Below are 13,189 nucleotides of genomic sequence, written 5' to 3' on the forward strand. Positions count from 1 at the left end.
AAAAACGCACCACCTCGTAGGGCGCGCTGTGCGCATCGCCAAGACTGCAGCGCACCCTACACTTTGAACTGCCCCAGACTGGCCTTGAGCTGCGATGCCAGCTCATCGAGCGCTCGCACGTTGCCGGCAATCGCCGCCACGGCCTCGGCCGCATGCTGCGCCTCTGCGTGAATGACCTCGACTCTCCCGCGCACGGCACCCGCCCCCTGCGCCTGATGCGCCGCGGCCTGGGTAGCAGCATTGATTGCACCATGCACTTCGTCGACAGACTGCTGCACCGACTGCTGCAGGCGCGCACTGTCGCGCAGCACCTCCAACCCTTCGCCACCCTGCGCGCCAGCCTGGGCGATAGCCGCCACCGCCTCCCGCGCCCCACGCTGCAGAGCAGCGATATGGGTCTGGATATCACCAGTGGATTGCTGAGTCTTGCTGGCCAGGGCCCGCACCTCGTCCGCCACCACCGCAAAGCCACGCCCACTCTCACCCGCGCGCGCCGCCTCAATGGCTGCGTTGAGCGCAAGCAGGTTGGTCTGCTCGGCAATGGACTGAATCACCGTCAACACCACTTCGATCTGCTCGCTCTGCTTGGCCAAACGCTCAATTACCGCCGAGCCGTCAGCCACGCGCGCCACCAAACCCTCGATCAATGACGACAAGCGCTGGGCAATAGCAGCGTTCTCATGCGCCGCCTGCCGGATAGTATCGACGCGCTGCAACGCCTCCTGCATGGCCTGGCTTTCCGCCTGAGCCTCGTCGGCCATTTGCTCCAGGGCCTGCAAACTGCCCGCCACCTCATCGCGCTGCCGCCCGGCAGCTGCTTCGGCCGCCACACCACGCTGGGTCAGGCTGCGAATCTGCTCACCAGTACGCAGCGCCACCTCTCCAGACTCACGAACGATAGGCTGCAGCTTGGCGATAAAGCGGTTGACCGCATCTGCCATCTCCCCCACTTCGTCCTGGCTGTCGATACTCACACGTCGGGTCAGATCGCCCTCGCCAGCGGCCAGGTCGTTCAGTGCGGCACTGAGCAGACGCAAGCGACTGAGCACGCGCCAGCCCAGCACCAGTGCGACCACCACCAGAGCCAACGCACCAACGATCAGCAGCCCCAAGGCAATATTCCAACGCAGCGCGTCAGCCGCCACCCGCACCGAGTCCCCACCATTGCGCGCCATTTCCTGGGTGTAGCGCTCGGCCGACTGCAAGCGCTCACGCAGCGCACGAGTAGCCTCTTCGGAAGCCCCAGCCAGACTACTATCGACCAACTCACCCGCACCGCCGACCAGAGCCGTGAAGCGACCATCCAGCGCTGCCAGCTCCTTTTCGACCACATCCAGCGACAACCCCATCTGCACCCTGCCGATCTGCGCCCCCATCGGATTGATACTGGCCTCAACCACATAGACACGCGCGTCACGCGATGCCGCATCGACCAACTTGTCCAACGGCGAGTCACCCTGTCCTGCCGCGATCAGTTCGCGCACCTGTGCGCTGCTACGATTGAAGTTGCGCGTCAGTCGCTTGCCCTCGCCGTCATAGATAATGGCGAACAGCACGGCCGGATCCTGTTGAGCGATACGAGTGAGCGCAGTCAGCGCCGGAATATCCAGATCCCAAATGGATTTCGGCGCCACACCGGCGAGCAATTGCGCAAGCGCCTGACCGGATTGTTTGAGATTGCCTTCGAGTACGACACGAAGCTGCTGCTGCTCATCCTTCAACTGCCCGGAAAGCCCCTCACCAAGACGAGTTCGGGTACTGCCAGCCAACGCAGCAAGGCCCTGGCTCATCTCGCGCTCAGCCATGTTCAGCTCTTCGCCCAGACGGCGACTCTCGCCCCCCAGGCGCTGCGCCAGATCCTCGACCATGCCGTCGACCGAGGCACGCATCAACCACACCGCCAGCCCGACCTGCACCAGCATGGCCAAGCCGAGCGCGACGAATACAGGACGCAGCAGGCGGCTGCGCAACATGGAAAGGATGGCGAACACTGGGGACACTCCTCAACGACCGTATCAGCTATAACGGCGACTTCCGGGATTTGTTGAGCACAAGCAAAGCGCATGCCCAGGTTTGCACTGAAAAACGGCGATAAACCAACCAATAGCCAGCAGTATGGGCGCAAAAACGTGTCAGCAGCACCGCCCAGCAAAACAGTCGCCATAAGCAAGCAGGCAATAAAAAAGCCGCCCGAAGGCGGCTCTTTCAGCTAGACAGACGTCGATCAGGCGAACGGATGACGCAGCACGATGGTTTCGTTGCGATCCGGGCCCGTGGAAATGATGTCGATCGGCGCACCGACCAGCTCTTCCACACGCCTGATGTAGGCGCGAGCGGCTTCCGGCAGCTCTTCCAGACTCTTGGCACCCAGAGTGGACTCGCTCCAGCCCGGCATCTCCTCGTAGACCGGCTGCAGGCCAATGTAGCTGTCAGCATCGGTCGGCGCATCGATCAGCACCTGACCATTGGCGTCCTTGTAGCCGGTGCAGATGCGGATGGTTTCCAGACCGTCGAGCACGTCCAGCTTGGTCAGGCACAGGCCGGAGATGCTGTTGATCTCGATGGCACGACGCAGGATCACGGCATCGAACCAACCACAGCGACGGGCACGGCCGGTGGTGGCACCGAACTCATGGCCACGCTTGGCGAGGAAGGCGCCAATATCGTCGAACAGTTCGGTCGGGAACGGGCCGGAACCAACACGGGTGGTGTAGGCCTTGGTGATACCGAGGATGTAATCCAGGTACAGCGGACCGAAACCGGAGCCAGTGGCAATGCCGCCAGCGGTGGTGTTGGAGCTGGTGACGTAAGGGTAGGTGCCGTGGTCGATGTCCAGCAACGAGCCCTGAGCACCTTCGAACATGATGTCCTTACCTTCACGGCGCAGGTCATGCAGCACCGCGGTGACGTCGGCCATCATCGGCTTGAGCAGCTCGGCGTACTCCATGCACTCATCCAGAGTCTTCTGGAAGTCGATGGCCGGCTCTTTGTAGAAGTTGACCAGCTGGAAGTTGTGATAATCCAGCAGCTCACCCAGCTTGGCGGCGAAACGCTCGCGATGGAACAGGTCACCGACGCGCAGACCGCGACGCGCAACCTTGTCTTCATAGGCCGGGCCAATACCGCGACCGGTGGTGCCGATCTTGGCATCGCCACGCGCCTTCTCGCGCGCCTGATCCAGGGCCACGTGATAGGACAGGATCAGCGGGCAGGCCGGGCTGATACGCAGTCGCTCGCGCACCGGTACGCCCTTCTCTTCCAGCTTGGTGATTTCACGCATCAGCGCATCAGGCGCGACGACCACGCCATTGCCGATCAGGCACTCGACGCCTTCACGCAGGATGCCGGACGGAATCAGGTGCAGGACGGTCTTCTCACCATCGATCACCAGGGTGTGGCCAGCATTGTGGCCTCCCTGGTAACGCACGACTGCAGCGGCCTGTTCGGTGAGCAGATCGACGATCTTGCCCTTGCCCTCATCACCCCACTGGGTGCCCAGGACGACGACATTCTTACCCATAAACTTGTCCTCTTCGCGCAAGCTTCGATGCCGGCCGCGGGCCGGCGAAAATGAATTCAGGACGCCAGGGGCGCCACCTGCCAACGTCCATCGCGCAGCGCCAGCAGGCGGTCACAGCCTGCCTCGCGCGCATCCGCCTCACTCTGCCCGGGCAGCGCCTGTACCACGCGCTCGCCCTCACCACGCAGACGACGAACGGCCTGCCACAGATAGAGGTCATGATTGTCCGGCGCCCAGACACCGCTGACTGCCTCGTCCAGGCGCATATCACCCAGGGTCACCAGAGTCTTCAGATCGGTGGAAAAGCCAGTAGCCGGGCGCGCCCGACCAAATACCGCGCCGGTATCGTCGTAACGGCCACCTTGAGCAATGGCACCGCCCTCACCAGGTACGAAAGCAGCGAATACCACCCCGGTGTGATAGTTGTAGCCGCGCAGCTCGCCCAGATCGAAGTACAGTGGTAGCTCCGGATAGCGCAGCTCCAGGGCATCGGCGATGGCCACCAGCTCATCGAGCGCAGCATGCACCTCATCGGGCGCCTCGACCAATGCAGCCTGAGCCAGATCCAGTACGTCACGCCCACCGCACAGCTCGGCTAGCGAGCGCAGCATGTTGCCCAATCCCACCGGCAGTGCGGTGGTCAGGGTCTCGATTTCGTCCATTGCCTTGCGCTGCAACGCGTCGAACAGCTGCTGCTCGGCCTCACCAGACAGACCGGCAGCACGCGCCAGCCCGCGGTAGATGCCGACATGACCGAGATCCATGTGCACGTCCGGCACCGCGGCCAACTCGAGGGTCTCGACCAGCAGACTGATCACCTCGATATCGCTGGCCGGGCTGGCGTCACCATAGAGCTCGGCGCCCAACTGGATCGGGCTGCGCGAGGTGGTCAACGCACGCGGCTTGGCGTGCAGCACGCTACCGGCATAGCACAGACGGCTCGGCCCTTCGCGGCGCAGGGTGTGCGCGTCGATGCGCGCCACCTGTGGCGTAATGTCGGCGCGAAAGCCCATCTGCCGACCGGACAACGGATCGGTGACCTTGAAGGTGCGCAGGTCGAGATCCTGGCCAGCGCCAGTCAGCAGGGATTCCAGGTACTCGATATGAGGGGTAACGACGAACTCGTAACCCCAGCGTTGGAACAGATCCAGCACCTGGCGGCGTGCCGCCTCGATGCGTGCCGCTTCCGGCGGCAGTACTTCTTCGATGCCATCTGGCAGCAGCCAGCGGTCTACCGTTGCCATTTCGCCATTCCCCTCTTGAACCGGGCGGCACAAGCCTTCAGTGAAGCAGATAAAGAAGAGCTGTTCCCAGCAGCATGCTGGCCAGCCCCATCAGGCGCAGTCGGTGGTCGGACAGGCGAATTGCCTGCAATACCGCTCCGCGCCAATGACGCGGATAGAGGAAGGGCAGGATGCCTTCCAGCACCAGTACCAGACACAGTGCGATGCCAAGTTCCTGCCACATGATTCCCACAGACGCAAAAAAGCCGGGATTTTCCCGGCTGCCGCATGATACCACGTTTTACCTTGCGGTCACCCTGACGACGCATCGCGTCGTCAGGGTTGCCGGTCAAGGCTTGGACTTTTCCAGGTAGCGGAAGAAATCGCTACTCGGATCCAGTACCAGTACATCGCGCTTGTCCGCGAAGCTTTCACGGTAGGCGCGCAGGCTACGGTAGAAGGAGTAGAACTCCTGATCCTGGCCGTAAGCCTTGGAGTAGATCGCAGCAGCCTGGGCATCACCATCACCGCGCAGCTCTTCAGCCTCACGATAGGCTTCTGCCAGCAACACGCGGCGCTGACGGTCAGCATCGGCGCGAATACCCTCGGCCAGCTCACGCCCCTTGGCGCGGTGCTCGCGTGCCTCACGCTCACGCTCGGTGCTCATCCGCTCGAACACGCTGCGGTTCACCTCACGCGGCAGATCGATAGCCTTGACCCGCACATCGACCACTTCGATACCCAGCTCACGCTCGGCAGCGCGGTTGAGGGTCGCGGTCACATCGGCCATCAGCGCATCACGCTCACCGGACACCGACTCATGCAGGGTGCGCTTACCGAACTGGTCACGCAGCGACGCTTCCAGACGACGCGCCAGACGCTCGTCGGCGACCTGCTTCATACCGGAGGTGGACTGATAGAAGCGCTCGGCATCCTTCACCCGCCACTTGGCATAGGCGTCGACCATCAGCGCTTTCTTCTCCAGCGTGAGGAAGCGCGAGGAGGTCGAATCCAGGGTCAGCAGGCGACCATCGAAGATGCGCACCTGGTTGACGTAAGGAATCTTCACATGCAGACCAGGCTGCACGTCCGGATTGACCACACGACCGAACTGCAGCAGTACCGCACGTTCGGTTTGCGCCACGATGTAGAAGCTATTCCATGCCACCAGGGCCAGAACCACGGCCACGATCAGGCCGATCAGGGACTTGTTGCTCATCAACGGCCCTCCCGGGTACGCAGGTTACGCTGCGACAGGTCGCTGCTCAGCGGCACAGCCGGATCACGCGTTGTCGTATTGCTGCTGTTGGCAGAACTGGAGGAAGTAGAACCGCCACGGCTGTCGATCATCTTGTCCAGCGGCAGATAGAGCAGGTTGTTCTGCCCCTTGTCGCCAGTGACCAGAACCTTGCTGGTGTTGCTCATCAGCTCCTGCATGGTGTCCAGATAAAGACGCTCGCGGGTGATTTCCGGTGCCTTGCGGTACTCGGTCACCAGCTTGGTGAAACGATCCGCCTCACCTTGGGCACGGGCGATGATCTCATCACGATAACCATTGGCCTCTTCCAGCAAACGCTGGGCCTGACCACGGGCTTCCGGGATCACGCCGTTGGCGTAGGACTCGGCCTGGTTCTTCTCACGCTGCTCATCCTCACGCGCACGAATCACGTCATCGAATGCCTCCTGCACCTCACGCGGCGCAGCGGCGCTCTGGATGTTCACCTGAGTGATGGTGATACCGGTACGGTAGTTGTCGAGGAAACGCTGCAGACGCTCACGCACCTCACTGGCCATCAGCTCACGACCCTCGGTCAGAACCTGATCCATCTCGGTGGATCCCACGACGTGACGCACAGCGCTATCGGTCGCATGCTGCAGACTGACTTCCGGCTGATCGACGTTAAGCACGAAGTCCTGCAGGTTGCTCACGCGGTACTGCACGGTTAGCGGCACTTCGATGATGTTCTCGTCCTCGGTCAGCATTGCGCCTTGCTTGCTATAGGCACGCTCACGAGTGACGTTCTCCTGAAACTTGCGATCGATCGGCGGGAAGTAGATGTTCAGGCCCGGCCCGACGGTCTCGTGGTATTTGCCGAAGCGCAGCACCACAGCCTGCTCCTGCTCGTCCACCACATAGATCGCACTGTAAAGCCAGATCACCGCCAACAGGCCGAGACCAACGAACAGCAGACCGAAGCCACCGCCACCACTGCTGCGCCCGGAATCGTCGTCACCACGTTTCTTACCGCCACCGAACAAGCCATTGAGGCTTTCTTGCAGCTTGCGGAACGCTTCGTCGAGATCCGGCGGGCCCTGGCGCCCACCGCCTTTGCGGCCGCCCCAAGGGTCTTGATTGTTCGAGTTTCCACCCGGCTCATTCCAAGCCATAGCGTTCTCCGTACTGATAAAGCAAAGGCGCGCCCACGGCGCGCCGGCCAATGCTACCCAAAGCCCTATGGAGACAGCAAAGCCACTGTCCCAGGCTTTATTGCAAAGTATGTTGCTCGATGAACGCCTGAGGCTCCAAGCCCTCTCGGGACACCAGTCGATTGAGTTCGACTCGCGGCAGTCGCACCGACAGCAGACTCTGCCCCAGCTCATCATGTCCTTCGTTCTGCACTGCGCCCAAGGCGAAAAACTGTGCACGAAGCCGCCCGAGACGTTGCGGCAATTGCAGAGTACCGACGAACAAATCATCGCCAAGCAGCTCTGCCACAGCCTGACGCAACAACTCCAGGCCGCGCCCCTCACGGGCCGACAACCAGACTCGTTGCGGCCTGCCATCTGCATCGCGTTGAATCTGCGGCTCGACACCATCCAACAAATCCAGCTTGTTGTATACCTCGAGCATCGGTAATTCGTGCGCGCCGATCTCCTTGAGCACCGCCTGCACCTGTTCGATCTGCGCCATGCGCTCAGGCTCATGGGCATCGATCACGTGCAGCAGCAGATCGGAATTGCTCGACTCTTCCAGCGTAGCGCGGAAGGCCTCGACCAGCTTGTGCGGCAGGTGACGAATGAAACCCACGGTATCGGCCAGCACGATGGGGCCGAGATCATCGAGCTCCAGACGACGCAGGGTCGGATCAAGCGTGGCGAAGAGCTGGTCGGCCGCATAGACCTCGGAGGTGGTCAACGCATTGAACAGCGTGGACTTGCCGGCGTTGGTGTAACCGACCAGGGAAACCGAAGGAATATCCGCCCGCTTGCGCCCGCGCCGAGCCTGTTCACGCTGGCTACGCACCTTCTCGAGCTTTTGCTTGATCTGGCGAATGCGCACACGCAGCAGGCGACGGTCGGTTTCCAGCTGGGTTTCACCCGGGCCACGCAGACCGATACCGCCCTTCTGCCGCTCGAGGTGAGTCCAGCCCCGCACCAGACGCGTACTCATGTGGTCGAGCTGAGCCAGTTCGACCTGCAGCTTGCCTTCGTGGGTACGCGCACGCTGAGCGAAGATATCGAGGATCAACCCGGTACGATCGAGCACGCGGCATTCGAACGCACGCTCGAGGTTGCGCTCCTGGCTCGGTGTCAGGGTGTGGTTGAAGATGACCAGATCGGCCTCTTCAGCCTTGACCTGGTCGCGTAGCTCCTCGACCTTGCCACTACCGATAAGGTACTTGGCAGTCAGGCGACTGCTGGGCACGCTAAAGAAAGCGACCATGTCAGCACCTGCCGACATGGCCAGCTCTTGGAACTCCTGGGGATCTTCGCTCGCCTCGGAGTCTTGGCCGTCCAGATGAACCAGGATGGCCCGCTCACCGCCCTCATGACGCTCGAAGAACAATGCAGCCCCCTATTAGGCGTTACCCGGCTCGGCATCACCTTGCTCGGCATCACCAGCGCTAGGCAGGCGTACCGGACGGCTAGGCACGACGGTAGAAATGGCGTGTTTGTAGACCATCTGGCTGACAGTGTTCTTCAGCAGAATGACAAACTGGTCGAAAGACTCGATCTGGCCCTGCAGCTTGATGCCGTTGACCAGATAGATGGAAACAGGGACGCGTTCCTTACGCAGGGTATTCAGGTAAGGGTCTTGTAGCGAATGCCCTTTTGACATGTGCCGCACTCCTTTCGAGGATCAATTTCAATAATTTTAGTAAGTAAACAATGGCTTCAGACCGCCTTACCCCCAAGGATAGACGGCCAGCGGCAAGGTCTCAGTTCAATATGGAGACGCTTTCCAGGTATTTCAAGACGCGAGACAGATTGTCGCAGGCCAGACTGTCCAGCCAGTGCAAATCGTCCCAACCGCGCAACCAGGTGAATTGACGCTTGGCCAATTGCCGAGTGGCAATGATGCCGCGTTCGACCATCTCGTCGCGGGTCAGATCGCCATCCAGGTATTCCCAGACCTGGCGATAACCCACTGCCCGTATAGACGGCAATCCCGCGTGCAAGTCACTTCGACTGCGCAGAGCTTCGACCTCTTCGACAAAACCCTGTTCCAACATCACTCGAAATCGTTGTGCGATGCGCTCATGCAGAATCTGACGCTGCGCCGGTGCGATAGCAAGCTGAGCAACAGTATAGGGTAATTGCCCGGTGGCCGATGTGCCCGCGTCGGGATTTCCTTCTGCCTGACGACGACGGTGCTCGGTCATGCTCAAACCGCTGACCCGATAGACCTCGAGCGCCCGCGTCAGACGCTGCGGATCATTGGGGTGAATACGCGCAGCGGACTCAGGGTCGACCTCGCCCAGCTCTCGATGCAAAGCCTCCCATCCTTCGGCGGCGGCACGCGCTTCCAGCTCGGCGCGCACGACCGGGTCGGCGCTGGGCATATCGGCCAACCCCTGCAGCAGGGCCTTGTAGTACAGCATGGTGCCGCCCACCAACAGCGGGATGCGCCCCTGTTCAGCACTTTGCGCCATGGCCGCCAGCGCATCGGCGCGAAACTCCGCTGCCGAATAGCTCTCGGCCGGGTCGCGAATATCGATCAAGGCATGGGGAAATTCGTCGAGAATGGCGCGCTCAGGCTTGGCCGTGCCGATATCCATGCCGCGGTAGACCAATGCCGAGTCGACGCTAATCAGGTCGCAGGGCAGCAGACGGGCGAGTTCGAGCGCCAGGTCGGTCTTGCCGGCAGCGGTAGGCCCCATCAGGAAGATGGCGGGTGGCAGACCGGCGGTCATCAGCGCCCCCGCAGGAACAATTTGTCGAGGTCGTCCATGCCCAATTGCGTCCAGGTCGGGCGACCATGGTTGCACTGACCACTACGCTCGGTCTGTTCCATATCACGCAGCAGAGCATTCATCTCGGGAAGGGTCAGACGCCGATTGGCACGCACCGCGCCATGGCAGGCCATGGTCGCCAGCAACTCGTTCAGATGCGCCTGAATGCGGTCACTGGTGCCGTACTCCAACAAATCGGCCAATACATCACGCACCAACTGAGTGGCCTCGGCCTGTTTGAGCAGGGCCGGAATCTGGCGAATCGCCACGGTTTCTTCACCGAGACGCTGCAGCTCGAAGCCCAGGCGCTGGAACCAATCACCGTGCTCCTCAGCACAGTCCGCTTCGCGCTGACTGAGAGCAATGGACTCCGGCACCAGCAGTGGCTGCCCGCGCAGCCCTTCGCTGGCCATGGCCTGTTTCAGGCGCTCGTAAGTGATGCGCTCATGGGCGGCATGCATATCCACCACGACCATGCCCTGCGCATTCTCGGCGATGATGTATACGCCCTTGAGCTGCGCCACTGCGTAACCCAGCGGGGGAATGTCGCCCTGCTCCTGCGGCAGGGATTGAGACTGCGCCGCCGGCAACGGCGAAAAATATTCGCGGTAAGCAGCCCGGGCTTCGCCAGTCGATACGCCAGGGCTACCTACAGACTGCTGGTAGCCAGCGCCACTGCCGCGCCAAGCCGGCTGCACGCTGGGCGCTGGCGTTTCAAGAATGCTGGCTGCCAGGCCCATTTCCCCTTGCGGACCGAACTCACCGGCAGCCAGCCCTGTCGGGCGTACCATGGGCGATACGGCCGCTGGAGCAGCGACCTGGTCTTCCGGGCGCACATCGGCCAGGGCACGGTGCAGAGTGCCATAGAGGAAGTCATGCACCATGCGACTGTCGCGAAAACGCACCTCGTGCTTGGTCGGGTGGACGTTGACGTCCACCGTAGCCGGATCGATTTCCAGAAACAGCACGAAGGTCGGATGACGGCCGTTGAACAACACATCGCGATAAGCCTGGCGCACCGCATGGGCCACCAGCTTGTCGCGCACCATGCGCCCATTGACGTAGAAATACTGCAAATCCGCCTGACTGCGGGAGAAGGTCGGCAGACCAACCCAGCCCCATAGCCGCAGGCCACCGCGCTCGATCTCGATCGGCAATGCCTGCTCCAGGAAGGCCGGCCCGCAGACCGAAGCCACTCGCCGCGCACGACTGATCTCATCGCCCGCCTCATGCAGGCTGAGCACGGTCTTGCCGTTGTGACGCAGATGGAAGCCGACATCGAAACGCGCCAACGCCAGGCGCTTGATCACTTCCTGCAGATGATCGAACTCGGTCTTCTCGGCACGCAGGAACTTGCGCCGCGCCGGGGTGTTGAAGAACAGATCACGCACTTCCACCGAAGTGCCCACCGGGTGCGCAGCTGGCTGCACACGCGGTTCCATGTCACGCCCCTCGGTCTCCACCTGCCAGGCCTGTTCAGCATCGGTGGTGCGCGAGGTCAGGGTCAGACGCGAGACCGAACTGATCGATGCCAGCGCCTCGCCGCGAAAGCCCATGCTGAGCACGGCTTCGAGATCTTCCAACTCACGAATCTTGCTGGTGGCGTGGCGCGCCAGGGCCAGCGGCAGGTCGTCGGCCGCGATGCCGCCACCGTCGTCACGTACCTTGAGCAGTTTGATGCCGCCCTGCTCCACTTCGACATCGATGCGCCGAGCGCCGGAGTCCAGGCTGTTTTCCAGCAGCTCCTTGGCCACCGAAGCCGGACGCTCGACCACCTCGCCCGCGGCGATCTGGTTGGCCAGGCGCGGGCTGAGCAAATGAATACGGGACATGACACTCACTACTGGGCCGCCAGCGCTGTGGCGGGTATCTGCAATGTCTGGCCAACCTTGATCACATCGCCATTGAGCTTGTTGGCGCTGCGCAGGGAGGCAAGGCTGATCTGGTAGCGCTGAGCGATCAGCGCCAGGCTTTCACCACGAGCCACCACGTGCTCACGCGGGCCGGCGGCGATCTTGCCCTCGTCACGCAGCCAGGCCACGTACGTACCAGGCGGCGGATTTTCGTGGAAGAACTGCCGAACCCCGGAGGTGATCGAGCGCGCCAGAGCCTGCTGATGGCTGGCAGTGTGCAGCTTCTTCGCCTCGTTGGGGTTGGAGATGAACCCGGTTTCCACCAGGATCGAGGGAATATCCGGCGATTTCAGCACCATGAACCCTGCCTGCTCGACACGGCGCTTGTGCAGCGGGGTAATGCTGCCCATGTTCGACAGGACTTTCTGCCCGACATTGAGGCTGGAGGACAGCGAAGCGGTCATCGACAGATCCAGCAACACGCCAGCCAGCATCTTGTCCTTGTCGTCGAGACTGACGTTGCCGGCCCCACCGATCAGATCCGACTGGTTCTCGGCATCGGCCAGCCAGCGCGCGGTTTCCGACGTGGCACCGCGCTCGGACAGCGCATACACCGAGGCACCGAACGCCGAAGAACGCGGCGCGGCATCGGCATGAATGGAGACGAATAGATCGGCGCCCTTCTTGCGGGCGATCTCGGTACGCTTGCGCAGCGGAATGAAGTAATCCCCCGTACGCACCAGTTCGGCACGGAAGCCCTTCTCGGCATTGATCTGCCGCTGCAGCTCCTTGGAAATGGCCAGGGTCACGTTCTTTTCGTACTGTCCCTTGACCGGCGAAAGCGCGCCCGGGTCTTCGCCGCCGTGACCGGCGTCGATGGCGATGACGATCTCACGCTTGCCGTTGGGCACCGGCGTCAGCTTGGGTGGTGGCTGGGTTGGCGTCACCGGCACCGGCGGTGCAGTGGCAGCGACACTGGGCGTCTGAGCAGGCGGCGCACTGCCTTGGTCGAACAGATCGACCACCAGGCGGTGCCCGTACTGCTGATTGGGGGCCAGGGTGAAACTCTTTGGCGTCACCGGGGCCGACAGGTCGATGACTACGCGCAAATCCTCGGCACTACGCTGCGCGGAGCGGACACCGGTGATCGGAGTATTGGCGAGCGAAAGCTGCTCGAGATTGGTCGACAGCTTGGCGCCACTGACGTCGATAACGATGCGATCAGGTGCTGCCAGGGTAAATACACTGTGCTGTACCGGGCCGGACAGATCGAAAACCAGGCGAGTGTTGTCCGGGGCGCGCCACAAACGCACGCCACGTACATCGGAGGCAGCCAGCACCTCGGCAGCCAGGGCAGCCCACAACACTGCCACTGCGGTAACCAGCGCGCCTATGCGCATACCCAACCCCATCGATTCT

The 13,189-nt window shown here is 62.1% G+C and carries 11 protein-coding genes; all 11 read right to left on the reverse strand.

The genetic code is table 11. From position 1 onward, the window contains the following. Positions 1 to 56: 56 nt before the first annotated feature. On the reverse strand, positions 57 to 1,991 hold the full coding sequence (locus C7A17_RS06690; RefSeq protein ID WP_106737285.1) for a methyl-accepting chemotaxis protein: 1,935 nt from the start codon (positions 1,989 to 1,991) through the stop codon (positions 57 to 59). Positions 1,992 to 2,224: 233 nt separating this feature from the next. Then, a complete protein-coding gene (locus tag C7A17_RS06695; protein WP_106737286.1) occupies positions 2,225 to 3,520 on the reverse strand; it encodes an adenylosuccinate synthase in 1,296 nt (431 codons plus the stop codon). A 56-nt stretch (positions 3,521 to 3,576) separates the two neighbouring features. Then, positions 3,577 to 4,764 (reverse strand): ATP phosphoribosyltransferase regulatory subunit, encoded by a 1,188-nt coding sequence (locus C7A17_RS06700; protein WP_106737287.1) that lies wholly within the window; start codon positions 4,762 to 4,764, stop codon positions 3,577 to 3,579. A 37-nt stretch (positions 4,765 to 4,801) separates the two neighbouring features. Then, on the reverse strand, positions 4,802 to 4,987 hold the full coding sequence (locus tag C7A17_RS06705; protein WP_106737288.1) for a DUF2065 domain-containing protein: 186 nt from the start codon (positions 4,985 to 4,987) through the stop codon (positions 4,802 to 4,804). A gap of 105 nt (positions 4,988 to 5,092) precedes the next feature. After that, positions 5,093 to 5,962: a protease modulator HflC gene (hflC, locus tag C7A17_RS06710; protein WP_106737289.1), complete on the reverse strand. Its 870-nt coding sequence runs from the start codon at positions 5,960 to 5,962 to the stop codon at positions 5,093 to 5,095. After that, on the reverse strand, positions 5,962 to 7,131 hold the full coding sequence (gene hflK / locus C7A17_RS06715; RefSeq protein ID WP_106737290.1) for an FtsH protease activity modulator HflK: 1,170 nt from the start codon (positions 7,129 to 7,131) through the stop codon (positions 5,962 to 5,964). The genes hflC and hflK overlap by 1 nt, the downstream gene beginning before the upstream one ends. A 97-nt stretch (positions 7,132 to 7,228) precedes the next feature. Continuing rightward, positions 7,229 to 8,530, reverse strand: coding sequence for a ribosome rescue GTPase HflX (hflX, locus tag C7A17_RS06720; RefSeq protein ID WP_106737291.1), 1,302 nt, complete (start codon positions 8,528 to 8,530; stop codon positions 7,229 to 7,231). A 12-nt stretch (positions 8,531 to 8,542) separates the two neighbouring features. Then, complete coding sequence (gene hfq / locus C7A17_RS06725) at positions 8,543 to 8,803, reverse strand: RNA chaperone Hfq (RefSeq protein WP_106737292.1); 261 nt, start codon at positions 8,801 to 8,803, stop codon at positions 8,543 to 8,545. A 100-nt stretch (positions 8,804 to 8,903) separates the two neighbouring features. Beyond that, positions 8,904 to 9,878: a tRNA (adenosine(37)-N6)-dimethylallyltransferase MiaA gene (miaA, locus tag C7A17_RS06730; protein ID WP_106737293.1), complete on the reverse strand. Its 975-nt coding sequence runs from the start codon at positions 9,876 to 9,878 to the stop codon at positions 8,904 to 8,906. Next, positions 9,878 to 11,749, reverse strand: coding sequence for a DNA mismatch repair endonuclease MutL (gene mutL, locus C7A17_RS06735; RefSeq protein WP_106737294.1), 1,872 nt, complete (start codon positions 11,747 to 11,749; stop codon positions 9,878 to 9,880). Before mutL ends, miaA begins: the two co-directional genes overlap by 1 nt. Before the next feature lie 8 nt (positions 11,750 to 11,757). Next, a complete protein-coding gene (locus tag C7A17_RS06740; RefSeq protein WP_199796399.1) occupies positions 11,758 to 13,182 on the reverse strand; it encodes an N-acetylmuramoyl-L-alanine amidase in 1,425 nt (474 codons plus the stop codon). Positions 13,183 to 13,189 lie beyond the last annotated feature (7 nt).

It is taken from the genome of Pseudomonas mendocina (assembly GCF_003008615.1).
In the GTDB taxonomy this organism is placed as follows: domain Bacteria; phylum Pseudomonadota; class Gammaproteobacteria; order Pseudomonadales; family Pseudomonadaceae; genus Aquipseudomonas; species Aquipseudomonas mendocina_C.

Coding starts and splice junctions, on each gene's coding strand:
- hfq (WP_106737292.1), bottom strand. CDS start 8,803: ATGTCAAAAGGGCATTCGCTACAAGACCCTTACCTGAATACCCTGCGT.
- hflK (WP_106737290.1), bottom strand. CDS start 7,131: ATGGCTTGGAATGAGCCGGGTGGAAACTCGAACAATCAAGACCCTTGG.
- C7A17_RS06740 (WP_199796399.1), bottom strand. CDS start 13,182: ATGGGGTTGGGTATGCGCATAGGCGCGCTGGTTACCGCAGTGGCAGTG.
- mutL (WP_106737294.1), bottom strand. CDS start 11,749: ATGTCCCGTATTCATTTGCTCAGCCCGCGCCTGGCCAACCAGATCGCC.
- C7A17_RS06695 (WP_106737286.1), bottom strand. CDS start 3,520: ATGGGTAAGAATGTCGTCGTCCTGGGCACCCAGTGGGGTGATGAGGGC.
- hflC (WP_106737289.1), bottom strand. CDS start 5,962: ATGAGCAACAAGTCCCTGATCGGCCTGATCGTGGCCGTGGTTCTGGCC.
- miaA (WP_106737293.1), bottom strand. CDS start 9,878: ATGACCGCCGGTCTGCCACCCGCCATCTTCCTGATGGGGCCTACCGCT.
- C7A17_RS06705 (WP_106737288.1), bottom strand. CDS start 4,987: ATGTGGCAGGAACTTGGCATCGCACTGTGTCTGGTACTGGTGCTGGAA.
- C7A17_RS06700 (WP_106737287.1), bottom strand. CDS start 4,764: ATGGCAACGGTAGACCGCTGGCTGCTGCCAGATGGCATCGAAGAAGTA.